General features: G+C 71.3%; 19 protein-coding genes. 5 read left to right on the forward strand and 14 right to left on the reverse strand.

The features are described from left to right. Nucleotide 1: 1 nt before the first annotated feature. Both ElP_RS38850 and ElP_RS28735 read right to left on the reverse strand, forming a co-directional pair. Nucleotides 2–466 carry a DUF4177 domain-containing protein gene (locus tag ElP_RS38850; protein WP_197446457.1) on the reverse strand — a complete coding sequence of 155 codons (465 nt, stop codon included), beginning with the start codon at nucleotides 464–466 and terminating at the stop codon, nucleotides 2–4. A gap of 160 nt (nucleotides 467–626) precedes the next feature. Next, a complete protein-coding gene (locus tag ElP_RS28735; RefSeq protein ID WP_145276099.1) occupies nucleotides 627–1,394 on the reverse strand; it encodes an SDR family NAD(P)-dependent oxidoreductase in 768 nt (255 codons plus the stop codon). Between the two features lie 204 nt (nucleotides 1,395–1,598). On the opposite strand from ElP_RS28735, the gene ElP_RS28740 reads away from it, so the two are divergent. Then, complete coding sequence (locus ElP_RS28740) at nucleotides 1,599–2,603, forward strand: hypothetical protein (RefSeq protein ID WP_145276101.1); 1,005 nt, start codon at nucleotides 1,599–1,601, stop codon at nucleotides 2,601–2,603. A 143-nt stretch (nucleotides 2,604–2,746) separates the two neighbouring features. Here ElP_RS28740 and ElP_RS28745 read toward each other — a convergent pair whose 3' ends face one another. Then, on the reverse strand, nucleotides 2,747–3,481 hold the full coding sequence (locus ElP_RS28745) for a TPR end-of-group domain-containing protein (protein ID WP_145276103.1): 735 nt from the start codon (nucleotides 3,479–3,481) through the stop codon (nucleotides 2,747–2,749). A 275-nt stretch (nucleotides 3,482–3,756) separates the two neighbouring features. Between ElP_RS28745 and ElP_RS28750 the strand changes: the two genes are divergently transcribed. The 3 genes from ElP_RS28750 (at nucleotide 3,757) to ElP_RS28760 (ending at nucleotide 8,240) form a co-directional block, all read left to right on the forward strand. Then, nucleotides 3,757–4,581: a sugar phosphate isomerase/epimerase family protein gene (locus tag ElP_RS28750; protein WP_145276105.1), complete on the forward strand. Its 825-nt coding sequence runs from the start codon at nucleotides 3,757–3,759 to the stop codon at nucleotides 4,579–4,581. After that, the gene (locus tag ElP_RS28755; protein WP_145276107.1) at nucleotides 4,578–6,290 is read left to right on the forward strand and encodes an ABC transporter permease; all 1,713 of its coding nucleotides are present in this window, start codon (nucleotides 4,578–4,580) and stop codon (nucleotides 6,288–6,290) included. Before ElP_RS28750 ends, ElP_RS28755 begins: the two co-directional genes overlap by 4 nt. Before the next feature lie 66 nt (nucleotides 6,291–6,356). After that, a complete protein-coding gene (locus tag ElP_RS28760; RefSeq protein ID WP_145276109.1) occupies nucleotides 6,357–8,240 on the forward strand; it encodes an ABC transporter permease subunit in 1,884 nt (627 codons plus the stop codon). A 31-nt stretch (nucleotides 8,241–8,271) separates the two neighbouring features. On the opposite strand, the gene ElP_RS28765 is transcribed toward ElP_RS28760, so the two are convergent. The 4 genes from ElP_RS28765 to mch all read right to left on the reverse strand — a co-directional run bounded on the left by ElP_RS28765 (nucleotide 8,272) and on the right by mch (nucleotide 11,583). Further along, a complete protein-coding gene (locus tag ElP_RS28765) occupies nucleotides 8,272–8,766 on the reverse strand; it encodes a 6-pyruvoyl trahydropterin synthase family protein (protein ID WP_145276111.1) in 495 nt (164 codons plus the stop codon). A 66-nt stretch (nucleotides 8,767–8,832) separates the two neighbouring features. Further along, on the reverse strand, nucleotides 8,833–9,726 hold the full coding sequence (locus tag ElP_RS28770) for a triphosphoribosyl-dephospho-CoA synthase (protein WP_231749297.1): 894 nt from the start codon (nucleotides 9,724–9,726) through the stop codon (nucleotides 8,833–8,835). After that, nucleotides 9,723–10,619, reverse strand: coding sequence for an ATP-grasp domain-containing protein (locus ElP_RS28775; RefSeq protein ID WP_145276115.1), 897 nt, complete (start codon nucleotides 10,617–10,619; stop codon nucleotides 9,723–9,725). Before ElP_RS28775 ends, ElP_RS28770 begins: the two co-directional genes overlap by 4 nt. A 7-nt stretch (nucleotides 10,620–10,626) precedes the next feature. Continuing rightward, nucleotides 10,627–11,583, reverse strand: a complete 957-nt coding sequence (gene mch / locus ElP_RS28780) for a methenyltetrahydromethanopterin cyclohydrolase (protein WP_145276117.1) — start codon at nucleotides 11,581–11,583, stop codon at nucleotides 10,627–10,629. 313 nt (nucleotides 11,584–11,896) lie between these two features. Here mch and ElP_RS28785 point away from each other — a divergent pair, with 313 nt between their 5' ends. After that, nucleotides 11,897–12,829 (forward strand): DUF1559 family PulG-like putative transporter, encoded by a 933-nt coding sequence (locus ElP_RS28785; protein ID WP_145279064.1) that lies wholly within the window; start codon nucleotides 11,897–11,899, stop codon nucleotides 12,827–12,829. A 699-nt stretch (nucleotides 12,830–13,528) separates the two neighbouring features. Here ElP_RS28785 and ElP_RS28790 read toward each other — a convergent pair. The 7 genes from ElP_RS28790 to ElP_RS28825 form a co-directional block, all read right to left on the reverse strand. Beyond that, on the reverse strand, nucleotides 13,529–14,353 hold the full coding sequence (locus tag ElP_RS28790) for a formylmethanofuran dehydrogenase subunit C (RefSeq protein WP_145276118.1): 825 nt from the start codon (nucleotides 14,351–14,353) through the stop codon (nucleotides 13,529–13,531). 1,268 nt (nucleotides 14,354–15,621) lie between these two features. Then, on the reverse strand, nucleotides 15,622–17,232 hold the full coding sequence (locus ElP_RS40090) for a beta-ribofuranosylaminobenzene 5'-phosphate synthase family protein (RefSeq protein ID WP_231749298.1): 1,611 nt from the start codon (nucleotides 17,230–17,232) through the stop codon (nucleotides 15,622–15,624). Next, nucleotides 17,229–18,671: a DUF6513 domain-containing protein gene (locus ElP_RS28805; protein WP_145276120.1), complete on the reverse strand. Its 1,443-nt coding sequence runs from the start codon at nucleotides 18,669–18,671 to the stop codon at nucleotides 17,229–17,231. Before ElP_RS28805 ends, ElP_RS40090 begins: the two co-directional genes overlap by 4 nt. A 33-nt stretch (nucleotides 18,672–18,704) precedes the next feature. Next, nucleotides 18,705–20,159: a hypothetical protein gene (locus ElP_RS28810; RefSeq protein ID WP_145276122.1), complete on the reverse strand. Its 1,455-nt coding sequence runs from the start codon at nucleotides 20,157–20,159 to the stop codon at nucleotides 18,705–18,707. 14 nt (nucleotides 20,160–20,173) lie between these two features. Further along, entirely contained in the window at nucleotides 20,174–20,938 is a 765-nt protein-coding gene (locus ElP_RS28815; RefSeq protein ID WP_145276124.1) for an SDR family NAD(P)-dependent oxidoreductase, read from the reverse strand. A 132-nt stretch (nucleotides 20,939–21,070) separates the two neighbouring features. Continuing rightward, complete coding sequence (locus tag ElP_RS28820) at nucleotides 21,071–22,048, reverse strand: nitrilase family protein (RefSeq protein WP_145276126.1); 978 nt, start codon at nucleotides 22,046–22,048, stop codon at nucleotides 21,071–21,073. A 162-nt stretch (nucleotides 22,049–22,210) separates the two neighbouring features. Beyond that, entirely contained in the window at nucleotides 22,211–24,175 is a 1,965-nt protein-coding gene (locus ElP_RS28825; protein ID WP_145276128.1) for a CRTAC1 family protein, read from the reverse strand. Nucleotides 24,176–24,201 lie beyond the last annotated feature (26 nt).

Raw genomic sequence — 24,201 nt, forward strand, 5'->3', positions numbered from 1 at the left:
TTCATCGCTCCAACAATACGATCAATTCATCGCGGTTGCCGCCGAATCCGGGAATGCTTGCGGTAGTGATTCCCTTGACACTCCATCCTTGGCCCGCGTACGAGTTCACCGCCTGCTCTAGCTTCTCGGGATCGAACTTGCCGGAGAACCATTTATCCTTTTGCGTAAGCACTTTGTACTCACGTTGACCGCCCGCACTTGCGGTGCTCGAAGCAGGCTCCTTGGTCCGGAGTAATTGTGTCATGACCGCCAACAGCTCTTTGATTTCTAGAACCGTGCGTTCCATCTCACTCTCCTGCATCTCACCAGCAAACTCATTGCTGTTAGCAGGGGGTGATGATGAAGCTTGGATCTCATGAGGGATATTCAGGGTAACGCCACAGCTTGGGCATTTTGCCCGAAGCCCTGCATGCTCGTCCTTGGCTTTGAAGCTCCGCCCACACTGGCACGTCACAGCAATCGCCATCGAGTGCTCCAGATTAAGCCATCTAGAATAGAAATCAACGGAATAGCAGCATCGATTCCCTGCCCAGCAAGTTCGCGCCGCGAGCCTGGGGTGACCTGATCATCGCCAGACAGTATCCCCACCAAGGTGTGATTGCAAGAGATCACCCTCGTCAGATCTGCTAACCCCGGAAGACCCTCGCCACCAATCGGTCATAGACCGGCCCCGGCAGGGCGCGGACGAGACGCAGCAGGGCGACCATCGGCCAGGGGAAGTCGACCTGGCGGCGGCCTCGGGAGACGCCGTCCAGGATGATCCGGGCGGCCTGGTCGGCGTCGAGGAGCCAGGGGCGGGGGTGGGGGGCGTGCTCGGTCATGGGGGTGTGGACGAAGCCGGGGTGGACGATCGTCACCCGGACGCCCCGGACGCGGAGGTCGGGGCGGAGCGACTCCAGCAGCGTCGAGAGGGCGGCCTTGCTCGCGCCGTAGCCGCCGGAGCCGGGGAGGCCCCGGAACGAGGCGAGGCTGCTGATGCCGACCAGGTGCCCCCGCCCCCGGGCGATCATCCCCGGTAGGACGGCCTCGATCGCCGCCGCCGCCCCCACGACGTTGACCTTCAGGAGCGTCTCGACCGCATCGGCGGAGAAGCCCACCGCCGGGGTCCCCAGGCCCATCCCCGCGTTGGCGATCAGCAGGTCGACCGGCCCGATCCGGGCGTCGAGTCGGGCGACCGCCCGGCGGGTCCCCTCCGGGTCGGCCGCGTCGGCCGGCTCGACCTCGGCAATCCCCCCCGACTCGCGGATCGACCCGGCCACCTCCTCCAGCAGGACGGGGCGTCGGGCCGTCAGGCCGACCCGGGCCCCTCGGGCCGCCAGCTCCCTCGCCATCGCCGCGCCGAGGCCGCTGGACGCGCCGGTCACGATCGCCGATCGGGCCTCGATCCGCCTCACGACCGGCCCCCGATCGGCGGACTCGACGGCACCGACGGGACACCAAGGCCGGGGCGACGCCTCCCCCCAACCCGGCCGACCGGAACGGCCCGGCGGGGGGGATCCGGATCCCCCTCAATCCGACGGGCCGGGTGGGCCGATCGGTGGGACGGGAGGAGACGAATCGACTCGTCGATCGGACCGAGGCGTCCGAAGGTGGGGGTCATGCGTCGGAGAACATCGGCGGCGTCCCGGGCGGTCGCCCTGGCCGCGCTCATCGCCCCAGCCTCGATCGCCGGGCAGGCCCCGGGCCCGGGGTCGGCGGTGCTCGTCCGGCCCCCGGCCGAGGTCTCGCCCCCCTCCTCGACGCCGATGGCGACGCAGCCCACCTCCCCGGCCCCGTCCGTGCCACCCCCGGCCCCGGGGCCGGGGCCGGCGACGACGCCCCCGATCGGGGTGCCCGGCCGGGCCGGAGGGCCCTGGCTGGCGATCGACCCGGCGGCCGGGACGCCCCCGAGACCCGCCTCGACGACGGCCTCCCGGCCGAACCGGGACTGGTCCCCCTTCGACGGCATCGGCCCCGAGATCCCGGGCGGACCCGCCTCCCCCGACTCTGCGACGATCGGGGAAGGCCCCCCGGTCGTGGTCCGGCCGCCGCTGGGGGGATCCCCGACGGCGACCGGGATCGGGCCCCTGGTGCTCTCGCCGAGCATCGCCCCGCCGCTGTCGGGCCGGGACGACGACGGGCCGACGGCCAACCCCCTGCTCCCCCCGGGGCCCGATCGGGACCGCCGAGGCCGGGACGACGAGGGCCGAGACGGCGACGGCGACGGCGACGGCGACGATCGGGTGCCGCGGTCGCGCGGGGATTCGACCCGGACGGCGGCGGACCGGGGCCGCCCGGGGTTGCTCGGCGGCGTCTTCGGCCGCCTCTTCGGCGCGGCCCCGCCCCCCCCACCGACCCCGGCCTCCCGATTCGGCGGGACGGACGGGTCGGTGACGGGGCTCCCCGGGGAGCCGGCCTCCGAGGAGGCGATCCGCCGGGACCTGGAGCGTCGGATCGCCGCCGGTGCGGGGGACCGGCTGTCGTCGCTGGAAGTGCTCATCGTCGGCCCTCGGGTCCACATCCGGGCGCAGGCGACCCGGTTCTGGCAGCGTCGCCCGCTGAAGCGAGACCTGGAAGCCATCCCCATGCCGCCGGGCTTCCGCTCCTCGGTCGAGGTCCGCTAGGGCGATCGGGTTCGCCCCGGGCGACGCGGTCGCCGGGCGGTGCCGACTCCCCCGGGGCCCCCGTCGGCGCTCGGCCCTCCCCGGAGACCCGGCCACCCCCCCGCGCATACCGCCCCGAGGCCGAGCGGGCCCGGTCCGGCGGGTCAGGCCCCGGCCGGGTCCAGTCCGGGGGAGGCCCGGGGCGGCTCCGGGATCTCGTCGAGCAGCTCCCGGAAGTCGTCCCGGCCTCGGAGGGAATCCAGCTCCTCGTCGGTGAAGATGATCGGGTCGCAGAAGTCCATCTCGACGGCCTCCCGGAGCGACCCCATCGCTTTCTCCGGCTCGCCGTCGAGGGCGAAGTTACAGGCCTCGTTGTAGAAGACCATCGCCGCGAGGTCCCGCTCCGGGCCCTCGATCGGCCGCCCCATCCCCCGGAACCTCCGGGCCAGTTCGGCCGCCCGGTAGAGGAAGGGCTTGCTCTGTTCCCGTTTGCCCGGGGCCAGGGCGAGCTCAATCCCCTTCTGCTCGACGGCGTCGACCAGCCCGAGCAGGGCGGCCCGGGAGTCGGGATCCTTCTCGGCCGCGGCGCCGAATCGCCGGATCCGCTCGTCGAGGTCGTCGGCCGCCCGGGCGCAGGCGAGGGTTTCCTCGGCGGTCATCGCCTCGAGGTCCTCGTCCGTGATCGGGCCCGCCGGCTCGGGCATCGGGGGCACCGGATCCGGCTCCCCGGGGGCGGCCGGATCCCCCTCGGGCTCGCCGATCCCGGCCCGGGCCCCGGCCCCCCCCGGGCCGTCGGGCCCGCCCGGCTGCTCGGGCCGCGGGCCGCAGCCGATCCCGGTCGAGATCACCGCCCAGAGCACCGTCGCCGCCAGGGCATCAGGAGCGTGCAACCGGATCATCGGAGACTCCTTGCCGATGGATCGGTCCGGGGTCGGGGAGACCGCCCCCGGAGGCGTAGCGGATTCCAGCACGGGACCACCCCTCATGGTGCCGGGCGCCGGGGGCCGACGCAAACCAAATCGCCCCCCCGGCCGGGGGGCCGAGGGCTGGATTCGGCGGGCCCCCGGGGGCAGGATGGGAGGGCCGGGCCGGGACGGCCGGGCGCCGCCCTCCGATCCGCCGGGGCGGCGATCGCCTCCATCCTCCCCCGACGCCCCGACGAGGAGCGGGTCCCATGCAACTCGGCTTGATCAACTCCGCCTGGGCCCAGGCCGGCCGGGAGACCTCCTTCGGCATCCAGAAGACCAGGGAGATCGGCTTCGACGCGATCGACATCTTCGCCGACCCGCTCGACATCGACGTCCGGGAGCGCAAGCTCATCAAGGACGCCTGCGACAAGCTCGGCCTGCCGATCGTCGGCGTCCCCTGCGTGGCCGTCGGCCTGATCGACTTCAACCCGAGCGTCCAGCGCTTCCACCTGGAGCGCTGCCGCAAGTACCTGGACATGGCCTACGAATTCGAGGCCAGGAACCTGCTGCTGGTGCTGGGCGAGTACATCTGGCAGAAGGAGGTCATCCCCCCCGGGGAGCAGTGGGAGGCGGCCGTGGCGAACGTCCGGGCCCTGGGGGAGTATGCCGAGGACCTCGACCTGGAGATCGCCCTGGAGCTGGAGCCCTTCGCGCTGTCCCTGATCCGGGACGTGGGGAGCATGGCCCGGTTCCTCGACGAGGTGGACCACCCCGCCGTGAAGGCGAACCTGGACATCTCCCACCTGGTGCTCTCGAAGGAGCCCCCGGAGGCGATCCGCACGCTCTCCGGCCGGGTCGCCCACGTGCACATCTCCGACTGCGACGGCGTGGTCCACGGCGACCTGCCCCCCGGCCGGGGGGTGGTCGACTTCCCCTCCTACCTCGCCGCCATCCGGGAGCTGAACATCCAGGACGCGACGATCTCGGTCGAGCTGGAGTACTCCCCCGAGCCCGACCGGATCGTCGAGTGGGTCCGGGAGGCGTACGAGTCGACCAGCCTCCTGATGCGAGAGGCGGGGCTCCGCGCGTGAACCGGGATCGCTGGGCCGGCCGGGCCGGCCGGGGGCTGACGGGGCTGGGGCTGGTCCTGGTACTCTACTGGCCGATCCTCGCCACGGCGCTGCAGGCCGCCCGGGGGGACCGGGCCGTCGCGTCGGGCTTCGCGCTGATCGACGCCTCGGCCTTCTCCCGGGAGGCGTCGATCGTCTCCGGGCCGGCCTTCGAGACGATCCGGCTGGCGGGCCTGGCGGCGTCCGGGGCCCTGGCCGTCGGCCTGCCGATGGCGGTGCTGCTCTGGCGGACGGACCTGCCCGGCCGGGGCGTCCTGCTCGGGCTGATGGCGATGGCCGCCTTCGTGCCGATGCCGCTGTACGCCGCCGGGTGGCTCGGCGGGTTCGGCAACGCCGGCTACCGCCAGGTCTTCGGCGAGGACCCGATGCTGGTCGGCTGGGCCGGGGCCACCTTCGTCCACGCGGCGTCGGGCGTGCCCTGGGTCGTCCTGCTCTCGGGGGTCGGGCTGCGGGGCGTGGCCCCCGAGCTGGAGGAGTCGGCCCTGCTCGACCTGCCCGCCTGGCGGGTCCTGATCGGGGTGACGCTGCGGGGGGCGCTCGGTGCGGTCCTGGGGGCCGCGATGCTGGTGCTCGTGCTGACGAGCGGGGACATGACGATCACCGACTTCCTCCTGGTCCGCTCCTACGCCGAGGAGGCGTACGTCCAGTACGGCCTCGGCCGCCCCCCCGCGGCGGTGGCGCTGGTGGCGGCCCCGCCGACCCTGGCGATCGGCCTGGTCCTGCTGCTCGGCTCCCGGGTCGTGCTGCGGGTCGACCCGGCCCGGGTGGCGTCCCCGGGGGATCGGAGGGCCCCCTGGGGGCTGGGGCGTTGGCGATGGCCGGCCTCGGCGGCGGCCTGGATCTGGGCCGCCCTGCTCCTCGGCCTGCCGGTCTACGCGATGGCCTGGCGGGCCGGCCGGGTGGGCGGGGACGCGGCGTCGGGGGCCCCGCCCGGGTGGTCGATCGGGGGCCTGGGGGAGACGCTGGCCTACGCGGCGGTCGAGGTCCGGGGGCCGCTCGCGACGACCGCCGCCGTCGCCGCGGCGGGGGCGACGCTCGCGGCGGGGCTGGCCTGGGCCCTGGCCTGGCAGGCCCGGGCCCCGGGGGCGTGGCGGTGGTTCGTGCTGGCCTCGGCCGCCCTGATGCTTGCCCTGCCGGGGCCGGTGTCGGGGATGGCCCTGAAGCTGGCGTACCTGCACGTCCCCCCGGTGTCCGACTCGGCCGCGATCGTCGCCCTGGGCTACGCCCTCCGCGCCCTGCCATTCGCCCTGCTGGTGACCTGGCCGGCGGTCCGGGGGGTGCCGGACGCGTTCCTGGAGTCGGCCGAGCTGGACGGCCTGGGGCCGATCGGCCGGGCGTGGCGGGTCGGCCTGCCGATGACCCGGGGCGCGTTCCTCGCGGCCTGGCTCGTCGCGTTCGTCCTGGCGATGGGGGAGCTGCCGATCACCAACCTCGTCACCCCGGCGGGCCTGGACGCCCTGCCGGTCGTCCTCTGGGGCCAGATGCACTTCGGCGTCGACAGCCGGATCACCGGGGTCGGCCTCGTCCTGCTGGGCGTCTATGCCGCGGCCGGCGGGCTGGCCGTGGGGGCGGCCCGGATGGCCTATGCGGCCCCGACCCGCCGTCGGCCGAGGGCCATCCCCCCCCCGGCCGGTCCCGAATCCCTTGGGCCCCCGCCCCGATCGGGTTAAGATCCTCCCTCGCCGACCGAACGGGATTCGGGGCACCGTCGGGATCGACTCGCAGGAGGCCGGGGCATGTCGCGTCGCTTGGGCTTGGGGCCGGTCTTCGAGTTCGAGTGGCTGACCGGCTCCCGCCGCTGGCAGTCCTACGCGATGCGGTCGCTCACCGTCTCGCTGCTGCTCGGCGTGATGGTCCTGATCTCGATGGAGGACGATTCCGCCTTCACCGGCGAGGCGACCATCCAGCAGCAGGCCCAGCTGGGCCGGGCCTACTTCGCCACAACGGCCACGATCCTGCTCGGCTTGGTCGGCCTGGCCGCCCCGGCGGCGACCGCCGGCGCCGTCTGCCTGGACAAGGCCCGGGGCAACCTCACCCTGCTCTTCGCCACGGATCTCTCCGACCGGGAGATCGTCCTGGGCAAGCTCGCGGCCCGGCTCGTCCCGGTGCTGGGGATGATCCTCTGCGCCTCCCCCGTGCTGGCCATCGCCACCCTGTTCGGGGGCGTCGACCCGGTCGGCCTGACCGGCACCCTGCTGGTGATCCTCGCCTGCGCCGCCTTCGGCTGCTCGCTGGCGATGACGCTCTCGATCTGGGGCCGGAAGACGCACGAGGTCCTGATGGCCACCTACGTCTTCGGCATCCTCTATTTGTTGCTCGCCCCGCTCTCGGCCGTCCTCCCCCGGAGCCTGCCGGCGGGGTGGTGGCCGTCCTGGCTGCCCACGTTCTACGAGCTGCTCCGGTTCAACCCCGTCTACCTCGTGCTCTCGATGATCGAGCAACCGTCCCCGGGCATGCCGCCGGTGACCTTCGCCACCCAGTCCGCCTTCTTCGGCCTCGGGCTGGGGGCCTCGGCCCTGCTGATCGCCCTGGCGACCTGGCGGATCCGGGCCGTGGTCATCCGACAGCTCGGCCGGGGGGAGGGCACCGCCCGGCCTCGACGCCGATCGAGGGCCTCCAAGCCCTCCCGGGGGATCGACCCCGACCGGCTCGGCCCCCGGGCCCGGCGGCTCCTGGCGCTCTACCGGGGGGCCCGGCGGATCTGGCCCGCGCCGTCGCTCGACCGCAACCCGGTCCTCTGGCGGGAATGCCAGCGGAAGCGGCTGTCGGCCTTGAACCTATTGGTCTGGGGCACCTACGTCCTGCTCTGCGGCGGCTTCAGCCTCTGGGCGATCGCCCTGATGCTCGACGACGGCCGGAGGCTGTCCAACGGCGGCCGGGAGATCGGCATCGTGGTCAACACCCTCCAGGTGGCCGGCGGGCTGCTGATGCTCAGCGTCTCCTCCGCCACCAGCCTGGCCGAGGAACGCCAGCGCGGCAGCCTCGACGTCCTGCTCGCCACCCCCCTGCCCACCCGGTCGATCGTCTGGGGGAAGTGGTGGGGCAGCTTTAGGGGGGTGGGCCCGCTGTTGATCCTGCCGGTGGCGGTGTCGATCGGCCTGGCCCGGTTCCAGGGCCACTACTGGGCCGTGGCGGTCCTGGCCGCGTCGATCCTCTCCCAGGGCGCCGCGATCACCAGCCTGGGCCTCGCCCTGGCCACCTGGGTCCCCCGGCTGGGGCGCGCCGTCGGGCTGGCCGTCGGCCTGTACGTGGCCGCCTGCATCGGCTGGATCCCCCTGGCCCTGATCCTCTTCGGCGAGGGACCCGGCAGCGAAGGCCAGGGGGTCGCCGCCGCCAGCCCGCTGTTCGGCGTCGGCAGTTACAGCCAGCTGATGTCCTACCAGGGCGGCTGGGACCCCGACCTCTACGGCCAGACCCTCTGGATGCTCTTCTGGACCGTCTTCTACGGCGGCGTCTCGTTCGCCCTGCTGCTGGCCACCTTCGCCACCTTCAACCGCTGCCTCGGCCGGGTCGACGAGCCCACGCTCTACGACGAGGACGACTACCTCCCCGCCGATCTGCCCCCGGCCCCCTCCCCCGCCGGACCCGCCCCCGCCGGGCTGATCGGCCGCGAACCCTGATCCGGGCCGGGCGGGCCGCCGACGCCCCCGATCAGCCCCCCGGCCAGTGCGCCGTCGCCCACTGGCCGAAGTTCTCCTCGACCATCACCCGCATCGACCCCGGCACCGCCAGCCCCCGGTCGGCCAGCGCCCCCCGGAGCCGGTCCCCCAGGTATTCGGCGATCCGCTCCGTCGTCGTGTTCGAGACCGGCAACACCACGCACTCGTCCTTGGGGAAACTCCAGTATCGGTCCCGGTAGCGGCAGACGAGATTCGACCCCTCCTCCGACACCGCGATGTGCGGGTTCCGGGCCGGCAGGAGCATCCGGTGGTCCAGCTCCAGCACCAGCGCCCGGGTCAGGTCCCGCAGGGCGATGAAGTCGAAGACATATTCGTTCTCGTCCAGGGGACCGTCGACCTCCACCGCCACCCGCCAGTTGTGGCCGTGGATCCGCTCGCACTCGTCGCCGTTGAAGGTGATGAAGTGACCGGCGCTGAAGACGAGGTCGTCCTTGGTCACCCGGACGGTGTATCGGTTCGCATCCATAATCGATCGATCGTTCGTTCTTCGATGGCGTGATCGGGCGAAGTTCGGCACGCCTCGGGGCCGAGGTCAGAGCCGGTCCCCCGCGTCCCAGCCCTCCCCGGAGAGGTGCCGGGGGAACTCGATTGTCCCGTCGCAGAGGGCGGCGTACAAGGTCGCCGCGATCAGGTCGGCCGTCGCCCCGGGGTTCCTCGCGTGGCCGTCGGCCCGGAGCCATTCGTCGAACTCCCGGATCGCCTCGACCGACCCCGGGCCGTCCGGCCACCCCGAGGCCAGCACCCCGGCCGCCCTCCGGGCCGACTCCCGCGCAACCGCCTCGCCGCGCTTCCGGGCGATCAGCGTGTCCGGCCGCCCGGCCATCAGCGTCAGATGCGTCAGCACGATGGCCGCCTCCAGCGGCCGACCGGCCCGCAGGGCGTCCCCCAACGTCGGCAGGGCGAGGTCGAACACGTCGGCGTAACCCGTCGCGTACTGTCGGGCGATCGCGTCCCGGTCGGCGGCCAACCCCATCGCCTCCCGCAGCGTGACGGTCGGCTCGTCGGCCACGTCCTGCTCCGGGGCCTCGCCCAGCCCCCCGGGCCGGGCGAGGCGGATCGCCTCGTAGACGGCGACGGTATCGGCGACCGAGAGGCGATCGAGGATCCGCGCCAGTCCCTCCCGGAGCCGACGGCGGACCCGGACCCCTGCCATCGGCGTCAGCAGCAGGATCATGCCGAGGTTCGTATTGTGCCCCACCAGCCCCCTCGTCTCCCGGACGGCCCGGAGCACGACCCCGCCGACCCCGAAGCCCCGCACCAGCTTCGGGTCCAGGTGCCTCGCCAGCACCGAGGCGCTGACGGCGAAGTCCAGGAATCCTGCGTCCGCAAACCCCCGGCACCGATGCACGTTCCCGGGCTTCCTCGCCGTCGCCTCCAGCAGGCAGGCGAGCTGGGCAAGGTCCCGGTGCCCGAGCCCGTCGCTCACGATCGCGCCCCCCCCTTCGCCGACTCCTCCAGGATCGCCGCCGCCACGTCCACCCCCGTCTCCCTCGACAGGGCCCGCCAGCCGGGCACGGCGTTTACCTCCAGCACCACCAGCCTCCCCGAGTCCTCGTCCGGCAGGAGGTCCACGCCCGCCATCCTCGCCCCCACGGCCTCGGCCGCCCGGATCGCCAGCCGCTGGGCCTCGTCATCGAGCGTCACCGCCTCGGCCCGGCCGCCGACGGCCACGTTCGCCCGCCACTCCCCCTCGCGGGCCGTCCTCCGGATGGCGCCGATCACCCGGCCCCCCAGCACGAACGCCCGGAAATCGCGGCCCACATTGCTTACGTGACGCTGGACGTACAGGACCGAGCCGATCCGCTCGATCGCACGTAAGGCCCGGCTTGCGAGTTCGGTGTCACTCACGCGCACCAATCCCCGGCCCTCGGCGCCGAATAACGGCTTGATGACCACGTCCCCCCCCAGGGCGTGGAAGGCCTCCATCGCCTCCCGGGCCGACTCCCCGACCCAGGTCTCCGGCACCGGGAGCCCCTCCCCGGCCAGTTTCGCCAGCGCCAGGTACTTGTCCACCGCCGCCTCGACCGCCCTCGGGGGATTCAGGACGGGCACCCCCATCGCCTCCAGCCGGTGCAGGGCGTCCATCCGGAAGATCACCTGCTCCAGCGACCCCGGCGGCATCATCCGGACGAGCACCCCGTCGACCGCTCCCAGGTCGATCCCCCCCGCCTCAACCCGGGATGCGCCGCCCCCCACCCGCCCGACCACCCTCGGGAACGGGACCGCGTCGAGCCGACATCCCACCAGCCGGGACGCCCGGATCAGATCCTGCACGTGCCAGCCGTTGCCGGAAACCAGGGCCACCAGGTGCGACGCCATCGGCCCCTCAAGCCTCGCCCGAGAGGCCGAACGAACGGGCCAGCACCCCCGGCTCGACCCGGCCGAAGGCGAACGTATTCCCCGTCTCGACGTTCCGGAAGACGACCTCGGCCGGGCTGAACAGGTGCGGGTCGACCGCGTAGAAGTCGTGGTTGTACCGGGCGAAGACGGCCGCGAACGGTTCGCCGTGGTCCCTCGACGACGACGACGGCACCATCGGCCCGACCTCCTCCAGGCTGGCGTCGTCCCCGGTCACGTCCAGCACCACCCTCGCCCCGTAGAGGATCGCGTCGTTGGTCCGGCCGATCGCCGCCAGGTCGTCCCCCGCCACCGGGGGCAGCGGCGCCGACCCGAACGCCGAGACGATCCGCCCGAGATCGAACCCCTGCTCGTGCAGCTTGTGCAGCCCCGTCTCCACCGACCGGGCCACCACCTGCACCCCCCCCGCCAGGCTCGCCGTCGGCGCGACCAGCAGCGTCACCGCCGAGGGGGCCACCCGGCACGATTCGGCCACCATCGCCACCACCTCGGGCCCCGGGATCGCCCTCCCTTCGAGCACCCCCACCACCGCCGAGGCCTCCTCCCGGAAGCCGATGTCATGAAATACCTTCTCCGTCCCCGACGCCGCCCGCATCGGCCCCGACCCCATGGCGAAGAAATCCCCCTTCGCCAGTTGCCACCCCGCATACTGGCTCGCCAGGCAAGACGCCACCGCATGATCCGTGGCCACCTGCACCGAAGGGCAGCCCCTCCCCCCGACCTCCCCCGGCACCAGCCCGATCTCCGCCAGATCCGCCATGCAGATCCGGGCCAGTTCCAGCCCAGCCAGCACCCCCCCCCGGGACTCGACCCCGCAATCGACCACCCGTCCGCCCCCCGCCACCTCGACGACCCGGACCCGACGTTCCTCGACCCGGGAGATCAGCGTTTCGACCAGTCGGGCGGCTCGATCGTTGAGATTCATCGGGGCTCCGAGGGTATAGATCCGGATGATCGAGGGGAGGGACCGGCGAACGATCCATTCTGGGTGCCACTTACGTGGCTCCGCTCCGCCGGTGCTCCGGACAGACCCGGCACTGGCGGATCCCGTGGCACCTAAACATCACCACCCATGATTCACAAAGCCACCCAACCATCATCAAGAATTTTAATCATACAGAATTAGATCGATTTGCAACCATACACACTAGGTCATTGACGACGAAGAGCTTGACAGAGGAAATGCTATCGCCTAGATTCCCTGCCTTGTTGCAACAATCTACACGGAGGGGTTCATCATGGCAATGCTGGAGCGACTGCCTAGAAAGGGCCTGACCCTCGTTGAGTTGCTGGTAGTGGTTTCGATCATCTCAATTCTGATCGCTCTTGTGATCCCAGCTGTAATCGCTGCCCGAGGCATGGCAAGGAAGGCTACTTGCTCGTCGAACATGCGCCAGATTGGGATTGCATTGGGCGGATACGAATCCAACTACAATATATTCCCCGCCGGCCAAAATGGCAAAGGCTACTCATTCCTAGTGAGCATTCTTCCTTACATTGAAATGAAACAAATTTATTCATCTATAAATTTCGAATTGGGCAGTTATGAGAACGCGCACCAGACTGTACGCGCTGTCAGCATCGGCATTTTTGGGTGCCCCTCGGATTCGGAGCGAGCCCCAAACTACACGAGCTATGCGGGTAGCGAAGGTGACGGCAATGCAAGAAAAATGAACGGAATCTTTCTTCAAGGTTATCCATATCCACTACAAGTAGGCTACGCGACGATCAAAGATGGCTCCAGCAATACCGCAAGCATGTCGGAGTGGGTCGTGGGAGTAATCAATGAGAACCGAAAATTAGCCGACATTCACTCCTACGACGGAAGCCGATCCGACCCTACGCCTTTGGAACAATTCGAGCAGGACTGCATCTCGATCGGTGGAGGAATGAAAGCGACAACAAATGGGCAACAAAAAGGGTGCGCATGGACAGACGGCGTATCCCCAAGCACAACTTACCAGCACGTTTTAGGGCCAAACAAGCCGAGTTGCATCAACTCGATAGGCTCGGATTATCCGATGGCGATTACTGTCGGCAGCTACCACCCTGGGGGCATTAATCTCCTGCTAGCTGACGGCCATGTTTCATTTATTAAAGATTCCATAAATTTGTCCGTTTGGCGAGCCAAAGGGACTCGTGACGGGGGAGAGGTGATGGGTGCGGAGTGATTCGGTGCCATGTCGCGCCGAGCGCCCACGCATGCACTTCTCTCAATTGCATCAGGCACATCCTCGTTTAGGTTAGATCAGGGAGCAACACCATGAAGACGCTCAAGTTCGTCGGCTTGACAGCATTCGTTATTCTTGGGATTACCACCACCTCGGAGGCTCAGCATGCGGTCTATTTGGACGCTCCGACTGGGGGAACCTAAAGCGTTTCCACGCAGACAATACCGTACAAGGTTCGAGTCAGGTGGATTGCTGGCTCTGTGACTCCTGCCACGTCTGCGGATGTGCAATTAAAATATGTCGGCACAGGTCAAATCGGATCCGTGTCGAAAGTTGGTGGTTCCGGCTCAACTCAAATCATCCAAGACCCCAATAATGGCATCTATTACGGCGAGTACACGGAAACAGGTCAGCTACAAGTTAACAATTTTCCAATTGTGGTGAATGGTGTCCCAGTCGAGCTACGGTTTTGGGGCCTATGGACAGCGAGCGACGGGACGGTTCACCGCACAACGAACAGTGCGGCGGTAACTGTGACACTCAATCAGTAGCGATTCTCTGGAGTCCAGAGTCGGAAGTACGCTCGTAAACCCGTTTGATGCGAGCAGGTGGTCGGGGCCTGCCCGACGGACCCCAGCCACCCGCCGCCCCCCGAGTCGGGTTCATCCTCCCCGCATCCTGGCCGTCCCGGTCGCCGGCTCACCCTGCCGCCGGGAACAGGATCTCCCCCCGCCCGCCTTCGAGCCGGTCCCCGTTGTACCGCTCGAACCGTCCTCCTTCCAGGCCCGGCGAGGCCGGGAAGCCTCGCGTCCGAAGCTCCTTCAGGTAGAGGGCCAGGAACGGGAACCGGAAGGCGCCGGCCTGGGCGAAGGTCGGCGAGGGCTCGAAGCCGGGGCCGGGGTCGAACAGGGCGAGCGTGCCGCGCTTCATGCCCGCGCCGGCCAGCAGGCCGACGGGGCCGAAGGCGAAGATCGACCCGGCGATCATCCCCCGGCCGAGTCCGTCCCCCGACGCCCCGCCGACGGCGATCAGGCCCCGTCGCATCGCCAGGCCGGCGTCCCGGCCGACCGCGCCGTCGACCAGGATCATCCCGTCCCGCATCCCCTTGCGGCTGCCGGGCAGGGCCGAGCCCAGGGCGTCCCCGGCCGACCCGAGGATCCGGATCAGGCCCCCCGACATCTCCGCGCCGACCCAGCTCGACGCCGACCCGGTCAGCTCGATCGACCCGCCCGACATCCCGGCCCCCAGGCGAGGCCCGGCGTCCCCCCGGACCGTCAACCGTCCCGAGGCCATCCCCTCCCCGATCCCCCGGACGTGCGACAGGTCCCCCTCCAGGACGAGATGCCCGTCGGACCCGTCCCCCTCGATCCGGAACAGGTCGCCGATCGCGACCGCCTCCCGACCGACCCTCGCCGGCATCACCGACACGTCCGAAGGCGAGCACCCGCACATCCGGTCGGGCCGGAGCACCCCCGACTCGACCGGCAGGCTCGTCGACGAGGTCCATCGGAGGGTGAGGGGCATGAACGCGATCGTCCTCGGTGCGCCTGCTCGTCTCCGGGCACGCCCAGCTCGGCCCCGGGCCGAGCCGGTTCGAGGCCCCCACGATAGCCGCGTCGGCCCCGACGGGCAACGCCCGCCGCCCCCGGGCATGCCGTTGGATGTTGGCGACGATTCGATCGGCGACCGATCGTCCGATCGGACCCTCTCCCCCGTCCGCGGGGGAGAGGGTGGCCGGAGGCCGGGTGAGGGGGCTCGGGCGATCCGCGTGGCCCGGCGAAGGATCGAGGACCCCTCACCCCAACCCTCTCCCCGAGGACGGGGAGAGGGGGCCGGAGGCCGACCCTCTCCCCCGCACGCAGAGGAGCGGGTGGGCGAAGCCCGAGTTTGGGGGACTCCCGACGCCCCGACCCGCCGAACGGCCGGGGCCAGCCAACTTCCGAAGGCTCGCCCCGCCCTCCCGCTCGGGGCGATCGGATTGTGTGACTGAAACCGGCCCGTCCCACGATGATATTGCAGAGGGGGATTCGTGCCGGCCTCCCGAGCTCGCGCTGCGCCGAGGTCCCCGATGCGATCCGCCCCCCCGATCCCCGAGCCGATTCCCCCCGAACCGCCGGGCGATCGTCCCCCGTCCGTCCCCTCGTCCGGGACGGCTCGGACTCGTCACGATCGGGTGGCTGGGTGCCGAGTCGCGGATCCCAGGCGACGGCTCCCGGGACTGGGGGCCGCTGCTCGGCCCCCAGCCACCCCCCGCCGAAGGGCCGAGAGCAGCTTGGCCCTCGCCCCGGACCTGAGGACCCGGCCGTCGATCCCCGAGTGGTCCGCCGTCGGCGACGCCGTCCCCTCGCCGCGCGAAAACGAACCCAACGACGGCCCGGCCGATCGACGGACCGAACCCATTTCGTTCCCCGCCAACCCGCATCAAGCCCTTCACGAATCCCAACTTACGTCAGCCAAACCGGGACCGCTATTCAGCGCACCGACCGGCGCACCGGCCCCGATCCGGCCCACCTCGCCCGCCCCGAATCCACGCAGGGCATTAACGCCCCGGAGGCGCAAAAATGAACCCAACGCCGGTCGGGACGGTTCGACCGAGCGAAGCCATTTCCGACCCCAGGACTCCATCACAACCCGAATCACAAAAGGGACTTTCGCCAAGACGCCCGAGGCGCACCGCAAGCGCACCGACCGCCTCCCGGCCGGGTCGACGCCGCCGGGCGACGGTCGAAGGGCCTGGTCTGACCGTCGTCCCGGGGGGCGAGCGCTCGGGGTCGGGGAGGTCGGGCCGGGGCTCAGGGCAGGACGGCGCCGAGCTGGTCCTCCGGGACCGGCTCGATCAGCTCGACCGAGGCGCCGGCCCGGGAGGCCCGGGTCCAGAAGGCCCGGGAGGGTCGGAGCTGGAAGCGGTCGCGGAGGTCGGCGAGCAGGGCCGATCGGCGGTCCTCGGGGCCGTCGTCGAAGCCGTAAATGGCCGGCCCCCAGGAACTCTGGCCGACGCCGTGCAGGCCGCGATCGGCCAGGAACCGGGCCACCTCCTCGACCTCCGGCCCGGCGAAGATCCCCCCACCCTGGGCCGGGGCGAACCAGCGGCCGACCTGCTCCTGGATCTCGACCAGGGCGGCGCCGAAGGCGGGGAGGTCCCGGTCGGCGGCGGCGGGCAGGAGCCCGAGGAGGACGAGGCGGCAGAGGCGGTCGGTGACGGGCTCGGGCATCGGGGGGAGGTCCCGGAAGGCGGCGCGTTCGGCCTCGCCGTGCAGGCCGGCGGGGGCGTTCGGGATGGCGACGAGCACCGACCAGGACTCGGGGAGGTGGGCGTGGGCGATCAGCGGGGGGACCGACCCGGGGGCCCGGTGGCCGCCGTCGACGACCAGGCCGCCGTGCCGGAAGCCGAGGATGCCGACCCCGGAGCGTCCCCCCCGGCCGGTCAGGGCGGCGAGCCGGTCGACCGGCAGGTCCCCCTTGCCGTTGACCAGGGTGATCGCCCGGGCGATCGCCAGCCCGAGCTGGGTCCCGGTGCCCAGCCCGACGTGCTCCGCCGGCCCCCGTTCCAGGTGGAGGTGGGTCGCCATCGCCCGGGCCCGGTCCATCTTCCGGGCGAGCTGGAAGAGGACCCGGGAGGCGAAGTCCGACGCCCGGGGCCGGAGGTTCATCAGCCCGGTCACCCCCCAGTCGTCGGCCCGCTGGGCCCGGAGGGTGATCCCCGGATCCTCGACCATCAGGCCGACCCCGCCGAACCGCCGGCCCGCCTCCGGCCCCCAGGCGAGCGGCCCGAAGTGCAGTCGGCTGGGGGTCCGGACCCGGACGGCCGCCGGGGCCTCGCCGGGGATCGCCAATCCCCGGGACCGGGCGACCCGCCGGACGTGGGAGCGGAGCAGGGCGAACGCCTCGGCCTCCTCCGGCCCGGCGGTCTTCTCGACGAGCACGGCGAGGCGGTCGTACTGCTCCAGGATCTCGGGGATCGGGAGGAAGTCGAGCCGGGTGGCGAGGATCGCCGCCTCGACCACCGCGTGCTTGGCCCGGTTCAGGCCGAAGAAGTCCCGGAGCCTCCCCGAGGCGACCGCCTCGCAGCGGATCGTCGTCCGGTCCCCCGAGTCGTCCAGCTCGACCACCCGGAACTCCGCGTACCGGCAGGCCGAGGTCAGGATCCGGCCGTGCACCACGTCGGCGGGCCGGGTCGGGGCGTCCTCGATCCGGCCGATCGCCCCCCGGGCGATCGTCAGCACGTCGTCGGTGACGTGCAGGACCCCCTCCCCCAGGGCCTTCAGGTTCCGATACGTGGTCGACGAGGTGTACGGCCGGAGGACGAACCGGGCCAGTTCGGCCGACTCGACCACCGGCCCCATCGGCGCGACGTTCAAAAGCCCGTCCGGGCCGACCGTGGTGACGATGCCTTCGAGGATCACGCCCCGGCCTCCCCCGATCCGCCCTCGGGACGGCCCCGGTGCTGCCGGCGCTCCCGCTTCCGGCGCTCGACGGCGCCGACCTCGGGCTCGGTGAGGTACCCCCAGTCGAGGGCCTGGTCCTGCCGGTAGTGCTTGTCCAGGGTCAGGGCCGTCCGGGCCTTGGCCAGCTCGTAGCCGAGGTAGAAGGCGTGCTCCGGGTCGGCCACCCCCATGCGGTCGAACAGGGCGAAGGGGTCGGCGTCGGCCAGGAAGTGCTGGTGGTTCAAGGCGTAGATCACCCCATCCTCGGCGAAGATCCGCCAGTTCGGGTCCCGGATCCGACGCTGGAGTTCCTCCAGGGTGTCCCGGCCGAAGCGGGGGACCTTCGGATCCCGGAGCGTCACCAGGCCCGGCTCCAGGTGCTTCGGCAGGGTCCGGTTCGTCACCGCATGATAGGACAGCCGGCGGGCCAGGTCGATCTCCCGGACCGACGACCGGGCCCAGTTGATGACCGCCGTCGTCAGCACGCTGCCCACCCCGACCTCCTGGCAGACGCCGATCAGGGCGACGTTCATCCCGGCCGAGTCCACGTCGGTCAGCTCCGTCAGGTTCCCGACCCCCATCATCATCGCCGAATCAGGATACCGGCGCCTCACCTCCAGGTACCGGCCCAGCGAGGCGGCGAAGCCGAAGCCGATCGGCTCCAGGATCGGGTCGATCCGGAACGGGATGCCGTGCTTCGAGAGGGACTCGACCGACGCGTCCAGCCCTTCGAGCGTGCCGACCCGGTCGGGGATGACCACGACCTCGGCCCCCCAGTCCCCGGCCCGATCCCGGTTCGAGCCGTCGACGCTCAGGACGAGGTCCGCCCCCGCCTCGACCGCCCGAGCGACCTCGACCGGGTCGAAGCTGTCGACCGAGACGCGGTGGCCCCGCTCCCGGAGGGCGACGACCGCCTCGGCCACCCCGGGCCAGGGGCCGCCTGGGTCGCAACCGAGGTCGATCCGGTCGGCCCCCTCGGCGGCGAAGCGGTCGGCCTGGGAGAGCAGTTGGTCGAGGGGCAGGGTCGGGGCGTGGTTGATCTCGGCCAGGATCTCGATGTCGAAGGCGCCATAGCCCTCGGCGTCCGGGGAGTCGAGTCCGAAGGACCGGGGGAGGTCGCGGAGGTCGTCCGGCCCGCGTTCGACCGGGACGCCCCCGGCCTTCTCGACCACCGGTGCGAGGTCCCCCTTGCACATCCCGGGCAGGATGACGCGGTCGACTCCCGGGGGGACCTCCAGGTGCCGGGCGATCCAGGGGGTCGGCATCAGGGCGGCGACGGTGATCGGCAGGACCGCGACCTCGGCCTCGACGCCGGCCCGGGGCGCCAGGTCGTCGAGCACCTGGCGGAGGGCGAACTCGGCGAGCCGTCCGGTGATGAACAGGAGGCGAGGTCGGGGGCAAGGGCGGTCGTTCGGCATGGGTCGATTGTCGCACCCGCCCCGGCCGGTCCGTCAACGGGACTCCGGAATCCCCTCCGTCGCAGCGACGTAATCCGCCAGCACCCGGACGTTCTCCGAGAAGGTGGCCGACTCGATGATCGGCGAGCCGTTCTTCGCCCGCTCGACCCAGGCGCCCCGGTCGTCCATCGCGTCGATCACCTCCCGGGCCCGCCGGGCGAGCCCGAGTGTCAGCCTCGGCGGCGACCGGGAGGGTTCGGCATCCGAGGGGGGGCCGGACTGCCGGAGCCGTTCATATTCGGCGGCGATGCGGTCGACCCGGGAGTTCTGGATGAAGCCGTAGTGCGTCGGCATGTCGTCGCTGCTGTAGGTGAGCCTGTAATCCTTCGTGAAGTAGAGCGGCCGGTTCGTCCGGAGCTCGAAGAAGCGGGCGATCCGGCCGTCGGGGAACTGGGAGCGTCGGAGGTAGTCGAGGGCCCGGGGGACCGGCTCCAGGTACTTCTCGTCGCCGGTGACGCGGTAGAGGCGCATCAACGTCTCGATGATCGTCTGCGACTCGTACCCGCTGATCGCCGGGGGCTCGAACTTGCGGGACCACTCGGGGTGCATGGCGACGTTGTACTGCTGGGCCCAGGCGGGTTGGGGGTCGGGCATCTGGGAGAGGATGAGGAAGTCGCCGGCCTTCTTCGCCGAGTCGAGGTAGCGGGGGTCGTCGTAGGTCCGGTACGCCAGGAGCAGGGTGTCGATCATGTCGGACATGAGGTGGTCGTTCAGGACGTACCGGCCGAGCCAGTCGTTCGGCCACTCGCGCTTCCAGGTCTCGGGGTAGGAGGCGGGCGTGACCGGGTAGTCCTCCTCCGAGGGGGGCTCGGGGAACTCCTCCCACCAGACGTACCAGCCGCCGTTGGGGTGCTGGGCGCGGAGGATCGATTCGAGGGCATAGCCGGCAGCCTCGTGGATTCGCTCGTTCTCGAAGCCGAGGGCCTCGTCCAGGCGGACGAGGAACCGGACCGACGCCTGGGTGGTGTCGTCGTCGAGGGTGGTGAAGCGGCGGTCGCGCTTCGAGCCCTTCGCCCCGGGCGGGTTGTCTCGATAGGCGTAGTCGAGCCGCTCAGCAGGGTCGAAGGCGATCGAGTAGGCCCAGCCGCCGGAGCGCATCTGGCCCCGGCAGAGGGCCTCGCCGGCGTCCCGGGCGGCGTCGAGCAGGTCGGGGTCGCCGGTGGCGAGGGCGGCGTCGAGCATCGCCTCGCCGACGGTCGGGGTGCCGGGGGGCTGGACCCAGGCGGTCGACGGGCCGACGACCGCCTCCCCCCGGCGGTCGGTCAGGTCCGAGCTGTACCGCCAGACGTACCCGCCGTGGGCGGACACCTCCCGGTGGAAGAACCCGACCGCGGCACGGAGGGCCCGCTCGGCCTCGGCCCGGGACGGGTCGTCGGCCCCGGGGGCCGGGGAGCCGAGCGCCAAGCAGGTCGCACCGAGCAAGAAGATCGACCAGGGTCGTCGAGGCATGGATCAGCCCTCCGTCATCGGATCGCCCCGCCGTTGACCCGGACGACCTGCCCGGTCAGGAACGAGGCGCCGGGCCCGACCAGGAACCGGACCACCTCGGCCACGTCCTGCGGGGTGCCCCATCGGCCCATCGGGGCCTCGGAGACGGCCCGACGCTGCCAGTCGTCGGACGCCTTCTCGCCCCAGGAGGTCTTGATCCATCCGGGGGCGAGGCAGTTGACCCGGACCTCGGGGGCGAGGCCCAGCGCGAGGCTCTTCGAGAAGCCCATCACCGCCCCCTTCGTGGCGGCGAACAGCTCCCCGGAGTCCCCCTCCATCCCCGTCTCGGCCTGGTCCCAGCCCATCGTCAGGATCACGCCGCGGCCCTGCTGCTTCATCCGCCGGCCGACCCGCCGGCAGAGGCGCATGGCGGCCACCACGTCGACGGCCCAGAGCAGGTCGAGCTTGGCGTCGAAGTCGAGCCGGGAGGCGTCGCCGGTCAGAGTGTCGGCCCCGGCGACCTGCACCCAGGCGTCGAGCCCGCCCCAGGTCGCCCACGCCTCGTCGACCAGCCGGTCCCCCGCGTCCCGGTCGGCCAGGTCGGCCATGAGCACGGCGGCCCGGCCGACGCCGAGATGCCGGCACTCGTCGGCGACGGCCTCGGCCTGCTCCCGGGAGCGCCGGCCGTGGACGATCACGTCGGCCCCCGATCGGGCCAGGGCGATCGCCGAGGCCCGGCCGATCCCGGAGGTCGAGCCGAGCACGATGGCGCGGAGGCCCTGGAGTTCGGCGGGAGGCATCGGGGGGATCCTGGGGGGATGAAGACCTCACGCAGGGTCGCAGAGTCGCGGAGGAGAATCAAGGGGGGGAGCAGGCCCCGCTCCGTCCCCCTCCGCGTCTCCGCGACCCTGCGGGAGATCTCCTCCTCTCCCTCATCCCGGCCTCCCCGCCTCGTAGGAGAGCGCCCAGCCCGGCTTCGTCACGGGCCGGTGGCCTTCGGGGTGGGGGCGGGTGATCGGCCCGTAGAGTTCGGGGCGTCGGGCGTCGAGGTAGCGCCGGCCGGAGGCGCCGGCGAAGGCCTCGGGGGTGAGCAGGGCCACGGCGAGGCCGTCTCCCAGGGCCGAGCACTCGGCCAGGACCTCGCCGTGGGGGTCGAGGATCAGCGACAGCCCCGGCTTGATCGTGTCGAAGTCGACGCCGACGGGGTTGGAGAAGACGTAGTAGACGCCGTTCTCCCAGGCCCGGGTCGGGAGCCATCGCATCAGCCATCCCCGGCCCTTGGGCCCCTGGAACTCCTGGCGGAGGCGGGAGGGGTCGCGCTCCCGGTTCTCCCAGAGGGCGCGGTCGACGGTCCCCCGGCCCGGCATGGTCGACGGCAGGCAGCCGGTGACGTGGGGGGCGACGATCACCTCGGCGCCCAGCAGGGTGGTGGCCCGGGCGTTCTCGGGCAGGTTGTTGTCGTAGCAGGTCAGGATGCCGACCCGGACGCCACCCAGGTCGAACACCGTGTACCCCTCCCCCGGCGAGAGGTGGGGGCTGATGAAGACATGGAGCTTCCGGTGCCGGGCGAGGAACCCGTCCGGCCCGACAGCGACGTAGCAATTATACAGGTCCCCGTCGTCGTCGATCTCCACCAGCCCGGCCATCACGACCACGCCGTGCTCCCGGGCGATCCCGATCAGCGCCTCCGTCGACGGCCCGTCCGGGACCGGCTCGGCCCAGGAGGCGAGCGTCGGCCGGTCGAGGGTCTGGAGCACGGTGTAGCCGGGGATGCTGCACTCGTGGAAGCAGACGACCTCGGCCCCCTGCTCGACGGCCTGTCGGGTCAGCTCCCGGATCCGGGAGAGGTTGGCGAGCTTGTCGCCGTCCCGGTGCTCGAACTGGGCGGAGGCGAAGCGGATGTCCCGCATGGGTGGTCTTCCCTCGAACTAGGCCCTCGACATCGGTGCGACCGGCAGGATACCCCGGAGCAGGGGGCGATGGCAGCGGCCGGGCCGCGGGACGGACACCGAAGCGGCTCGGCACCATCTCCCCACCCCGGCGAGTCGCGTCCTCGGACGCGACTCGACGCCTCAATCCGACGAGGAGTCCGCCGGTGTGTCCTCCACCTCCGGCTCGGTGATCGCCAGGTCCTGGTCGACCGGCACGTCCTCCAGGACCGTCTCGGCACCGGAGGGCCAGCGGACGGCCAGGCGGTCGATCGACTCGGCGTCTCCCAGGCCGATCAGGACGCGGGGGTCGTTGGTCGAGAGCATGCTCGTGCCGGACTTCCGCTGGCGGTGGATGGTCAGCTCGCCGAGTTCGGCGGTGATGATCGCGCCGACGGCGTCCCGGTTGCTCCGGGTGCCGGTCAGGAGGAGTCGGATCCAGTGGCGATCGGCCCGGGGGGTGTCGTTGCGGAGGATCGCGGGCCGCTCGTCCTTGTGGCTGACGACGATGTCGAGGTCGCCGTCGTCGTCGAGGTCGCCGAAGGCGGCGCCCCGGCCGACGTGCCCGGCGTCGAAGTAGGGGCCGGCGTCCCGGGTGGCGAGCTTGAAGCGTCGGCTGGTGGGGTCGCCCCCCAGGGCGACGTTGCTCATAAGCAGCGCGGGCTCCTCGTACTCGTAGTCCGGGTGGTTGGCGTCGACGTGGCCGTTCGTGACGAAGCAATCGGGCCAGCCGTCGGAGTCGAAGTCGGCCAGGGCGGTGCCCCAGCCGACCCAGGGGCGGCTGTCCTGCGAGAGCCCGTAGAACGGGGTCATGTCGGTGAAGAAGCCGTCCCCGGTGTTGCGGTAGAGGGTGTTGTACTCGTTCTGGAAGTTGGTCACGAAGAGGTCGGGCAGTCCGTCGCCGTCGACGTCCTCGGCGTCGACCCCCATGCCGGACTGGGCCATGCCGTCGATGTCGAAGGCGGCGCCCGAGGTCTCGGTGGCGTCGGTGAAGGTGCCGTCCCCCTTGTTCAGGAAGAGGAAGTTGGGGTTCTGGTCGTTGGCGACGTAGAGGTCGGCCAGGCCGTCGGCGTTCAGATCCGCCGCGACGACGCCGAAGCCGTGGCCGTCGGCGCGGCCGACGCCGGCCTCGTCGGTCACGTCGGTGAACGTCAGGTCGCCTTCGTTGCGGAAGAGGACGTGCTTGACGGTCCGGATCTGCCGGGGGGAGCAATAGAGCCGGATGCCCCGGTCCTCGAAGCCGCACCACTTGTCGTCCTCGGGGAGCCTCCAGTCGCCGTGGATGGCGACGTAGAGGTCGAGGTCGCCGTCGAGGTCGTAGTCGATCGCGGCGCCCCCGGACGCCCAGTTGACCAGGGCCCGCTCGGACTCGACGATCTCGCCCGAGGCGTCCGCCTGCCGATCGACGACCGTCCGGCCCATGTTCTCGACGCCGGCCGATTCGCTGATATCCGTGAACGTGCCGTCGCCATCGTTGCGGTAGAGGCGGTTCGGGCCGTAGCAGGCGAGGAAGACGTCGGTGTCGCCGTCGCCGTCGAAGTCGTGGGCGACGATCCCGTGGTTGAAGCCCCGGAAGCCCAGCCCGGAGGCCTCGGTGCCGTCGCGATAGGTGCCGTCGCCGTTGTTGAGGTAGAGGCGATTGCCCCCGAGGTCGGACGAGCCGAGCGGCAAGAGGGTGCAGGAGGCGAAGTAGAGGTCCATCAGGCCGTCGCCGTCGGCATCCATGATCGCCACGCCGGAGGCGTTGGCCGAGGGATAATACCGCTCGTCGGTCATGCCGGAGACGTGGTCGAAGTCGATCCCGGCGGTCCGGGAGATTTCCTCGAACCGGAACGGGCTGGGCTCCTGGGGGACCATCGGGTTGGCCGCCTGGGCCTCGCCGTCGACGTGGGGGAAGGGGTCCTGGTCCAGCTCCCCGCGATCCGGCGCGGCCGAATCGGCCTTCGGGGCGCCGGCTGCGGTGGGGTCGCCCCCCCCGCAGCCCGACCCGAGGCCGAGCAGCGTCAGGGAGACCAGGGTCGCCCCCAGGAGCGGGTCGAGTCGTCCGATCGTCGGCCGAGGCCGGGCCCCGGCCGAGGCCGGGGTCCGGGAGGAGTCCGGATGGTCCATCGCAGGCCCTTCGGGGGGGAGAGGTC

It is taken from the genome of Tautonia plasticadhaerens, assembly GCF_007752535.1.
Taxonomy (GTDB): domain Bacteria; phylum Planctomycetota; class Planctomycetia; order Isosphaerales; family Isosphaeraceae; genus Tautonia; species Tautonia plasticadhaerens.

Excerpts from the sequence above, each read along its gene's own strand:
- ElP_RS28740 (WP_145276101.1), top strand. The coding sequence starts at position 1,599 with ATGCGTCGGAGAACATCGGCGGCGTCCCGGGCGGTCGCCCTGGCCGCG.
- ElP_RS28775 (WP_145276115.1), bottom strand. The coding sequence starts at position 10,619 with ATGGCGTCGCACCTGGTGGCCCTGGTTTCCGGCAACGGCTGGCACGTG.
- ElP_RS28805 (WP_145276120.1), bottom strand. The coding sequence starts at position 18,671 with ATGCCGAACGACCGCCCTTGCCCCCGACCTCGCCTCCTGTTCATCACC.
- ElP_RS28760 (WP_145276109.1), top strand. The coding sequence starts at position 6,357 with ATGTCGCGTCGCTTGGGCTTGGGGCCGGTCTTCGAGTTCGAGTGGCTG.
- ElP_RS28750 (WP_145276105.1), top strand. The coding sequence starts at position 3,757 with ATGCAACTCGGCTTGATCAACTCCGCCTGGGCCCAGGCCGGCCGGGAG.
- ElP_RS28815 (WP_145276124.1), bottom strand. The coding sequence starts at position 20,938 with ATGCCTCCCGCCGAACTCCAGGGCCTCCGCGCCATCGTGCTCGGCTCG.
- ElP_RS28790 (WP_145276118.1), bottom strand. The coding sequence starts at position 14,353 with ATGCCCCTCACCCTCCGATGGACCTCGTCGACGAGCCTGCCGGTCGAG.
- ElP_RS28745 (WP_145276103.1), bottom strand. The coding sequence starts at position 3,481 with ATGATCCGGTTGCACGCTCCTGATGCCCTGGCGGCGACGGTGCTCTGG.
- ElP_RS28810 (WP_145276122.1), bottom strand. The coding sequence starts at position 20,159 with ATGCCTCGACGACCCTGGTCGATCTTCTTGCTCGGTGCGACCTGCTTG.
- ElP_RS28820 (WP_145276126.1), bottom strand. The coding sequence starts at position 22,048 with ATGCGGGACATCCGCTTCGCCTCCGCCCAGTTCGAGCACCGGGACGGC.
- mch (WP_145276117.1), bottom strand. The coding sequence starts at position 11,583 with ATGAATCTCAACGATCGAGCCGCCCGACTGGTCGAAACGCTGATCTCC.
- ElP_RS28785 (WP_145279064.1), top strand. The coding sequence starts at position 11,897 with ATGGCAATGCTGGAGCGACTGCCTAGAAAGGGCCTGACCCTCGTTGAG.
- ElP_RS28765 (WP_145276111.1), bottom strand. The coding sequence starts at position 8,766 with ATGGATGCGAACCGATACACCGTCCGGGTGACCAAGGACGACCTCGTC.
- ElP_RS28825 (WP_145276128.1), bottom strand. The coding sequence starts at position 24,175 with ATGGACCATCCGGACTCCTCCCGGACCCCGGCCTCGGCCGGGGCCCGG.
- ElP_RS38850 (WP_197446457.1), bottom strand. The coding sequence starts at position 466 with ATGGCGATTGCTGTGACGTGCCAGTGTGGGCGGAGCTTCAAAGCCAAG.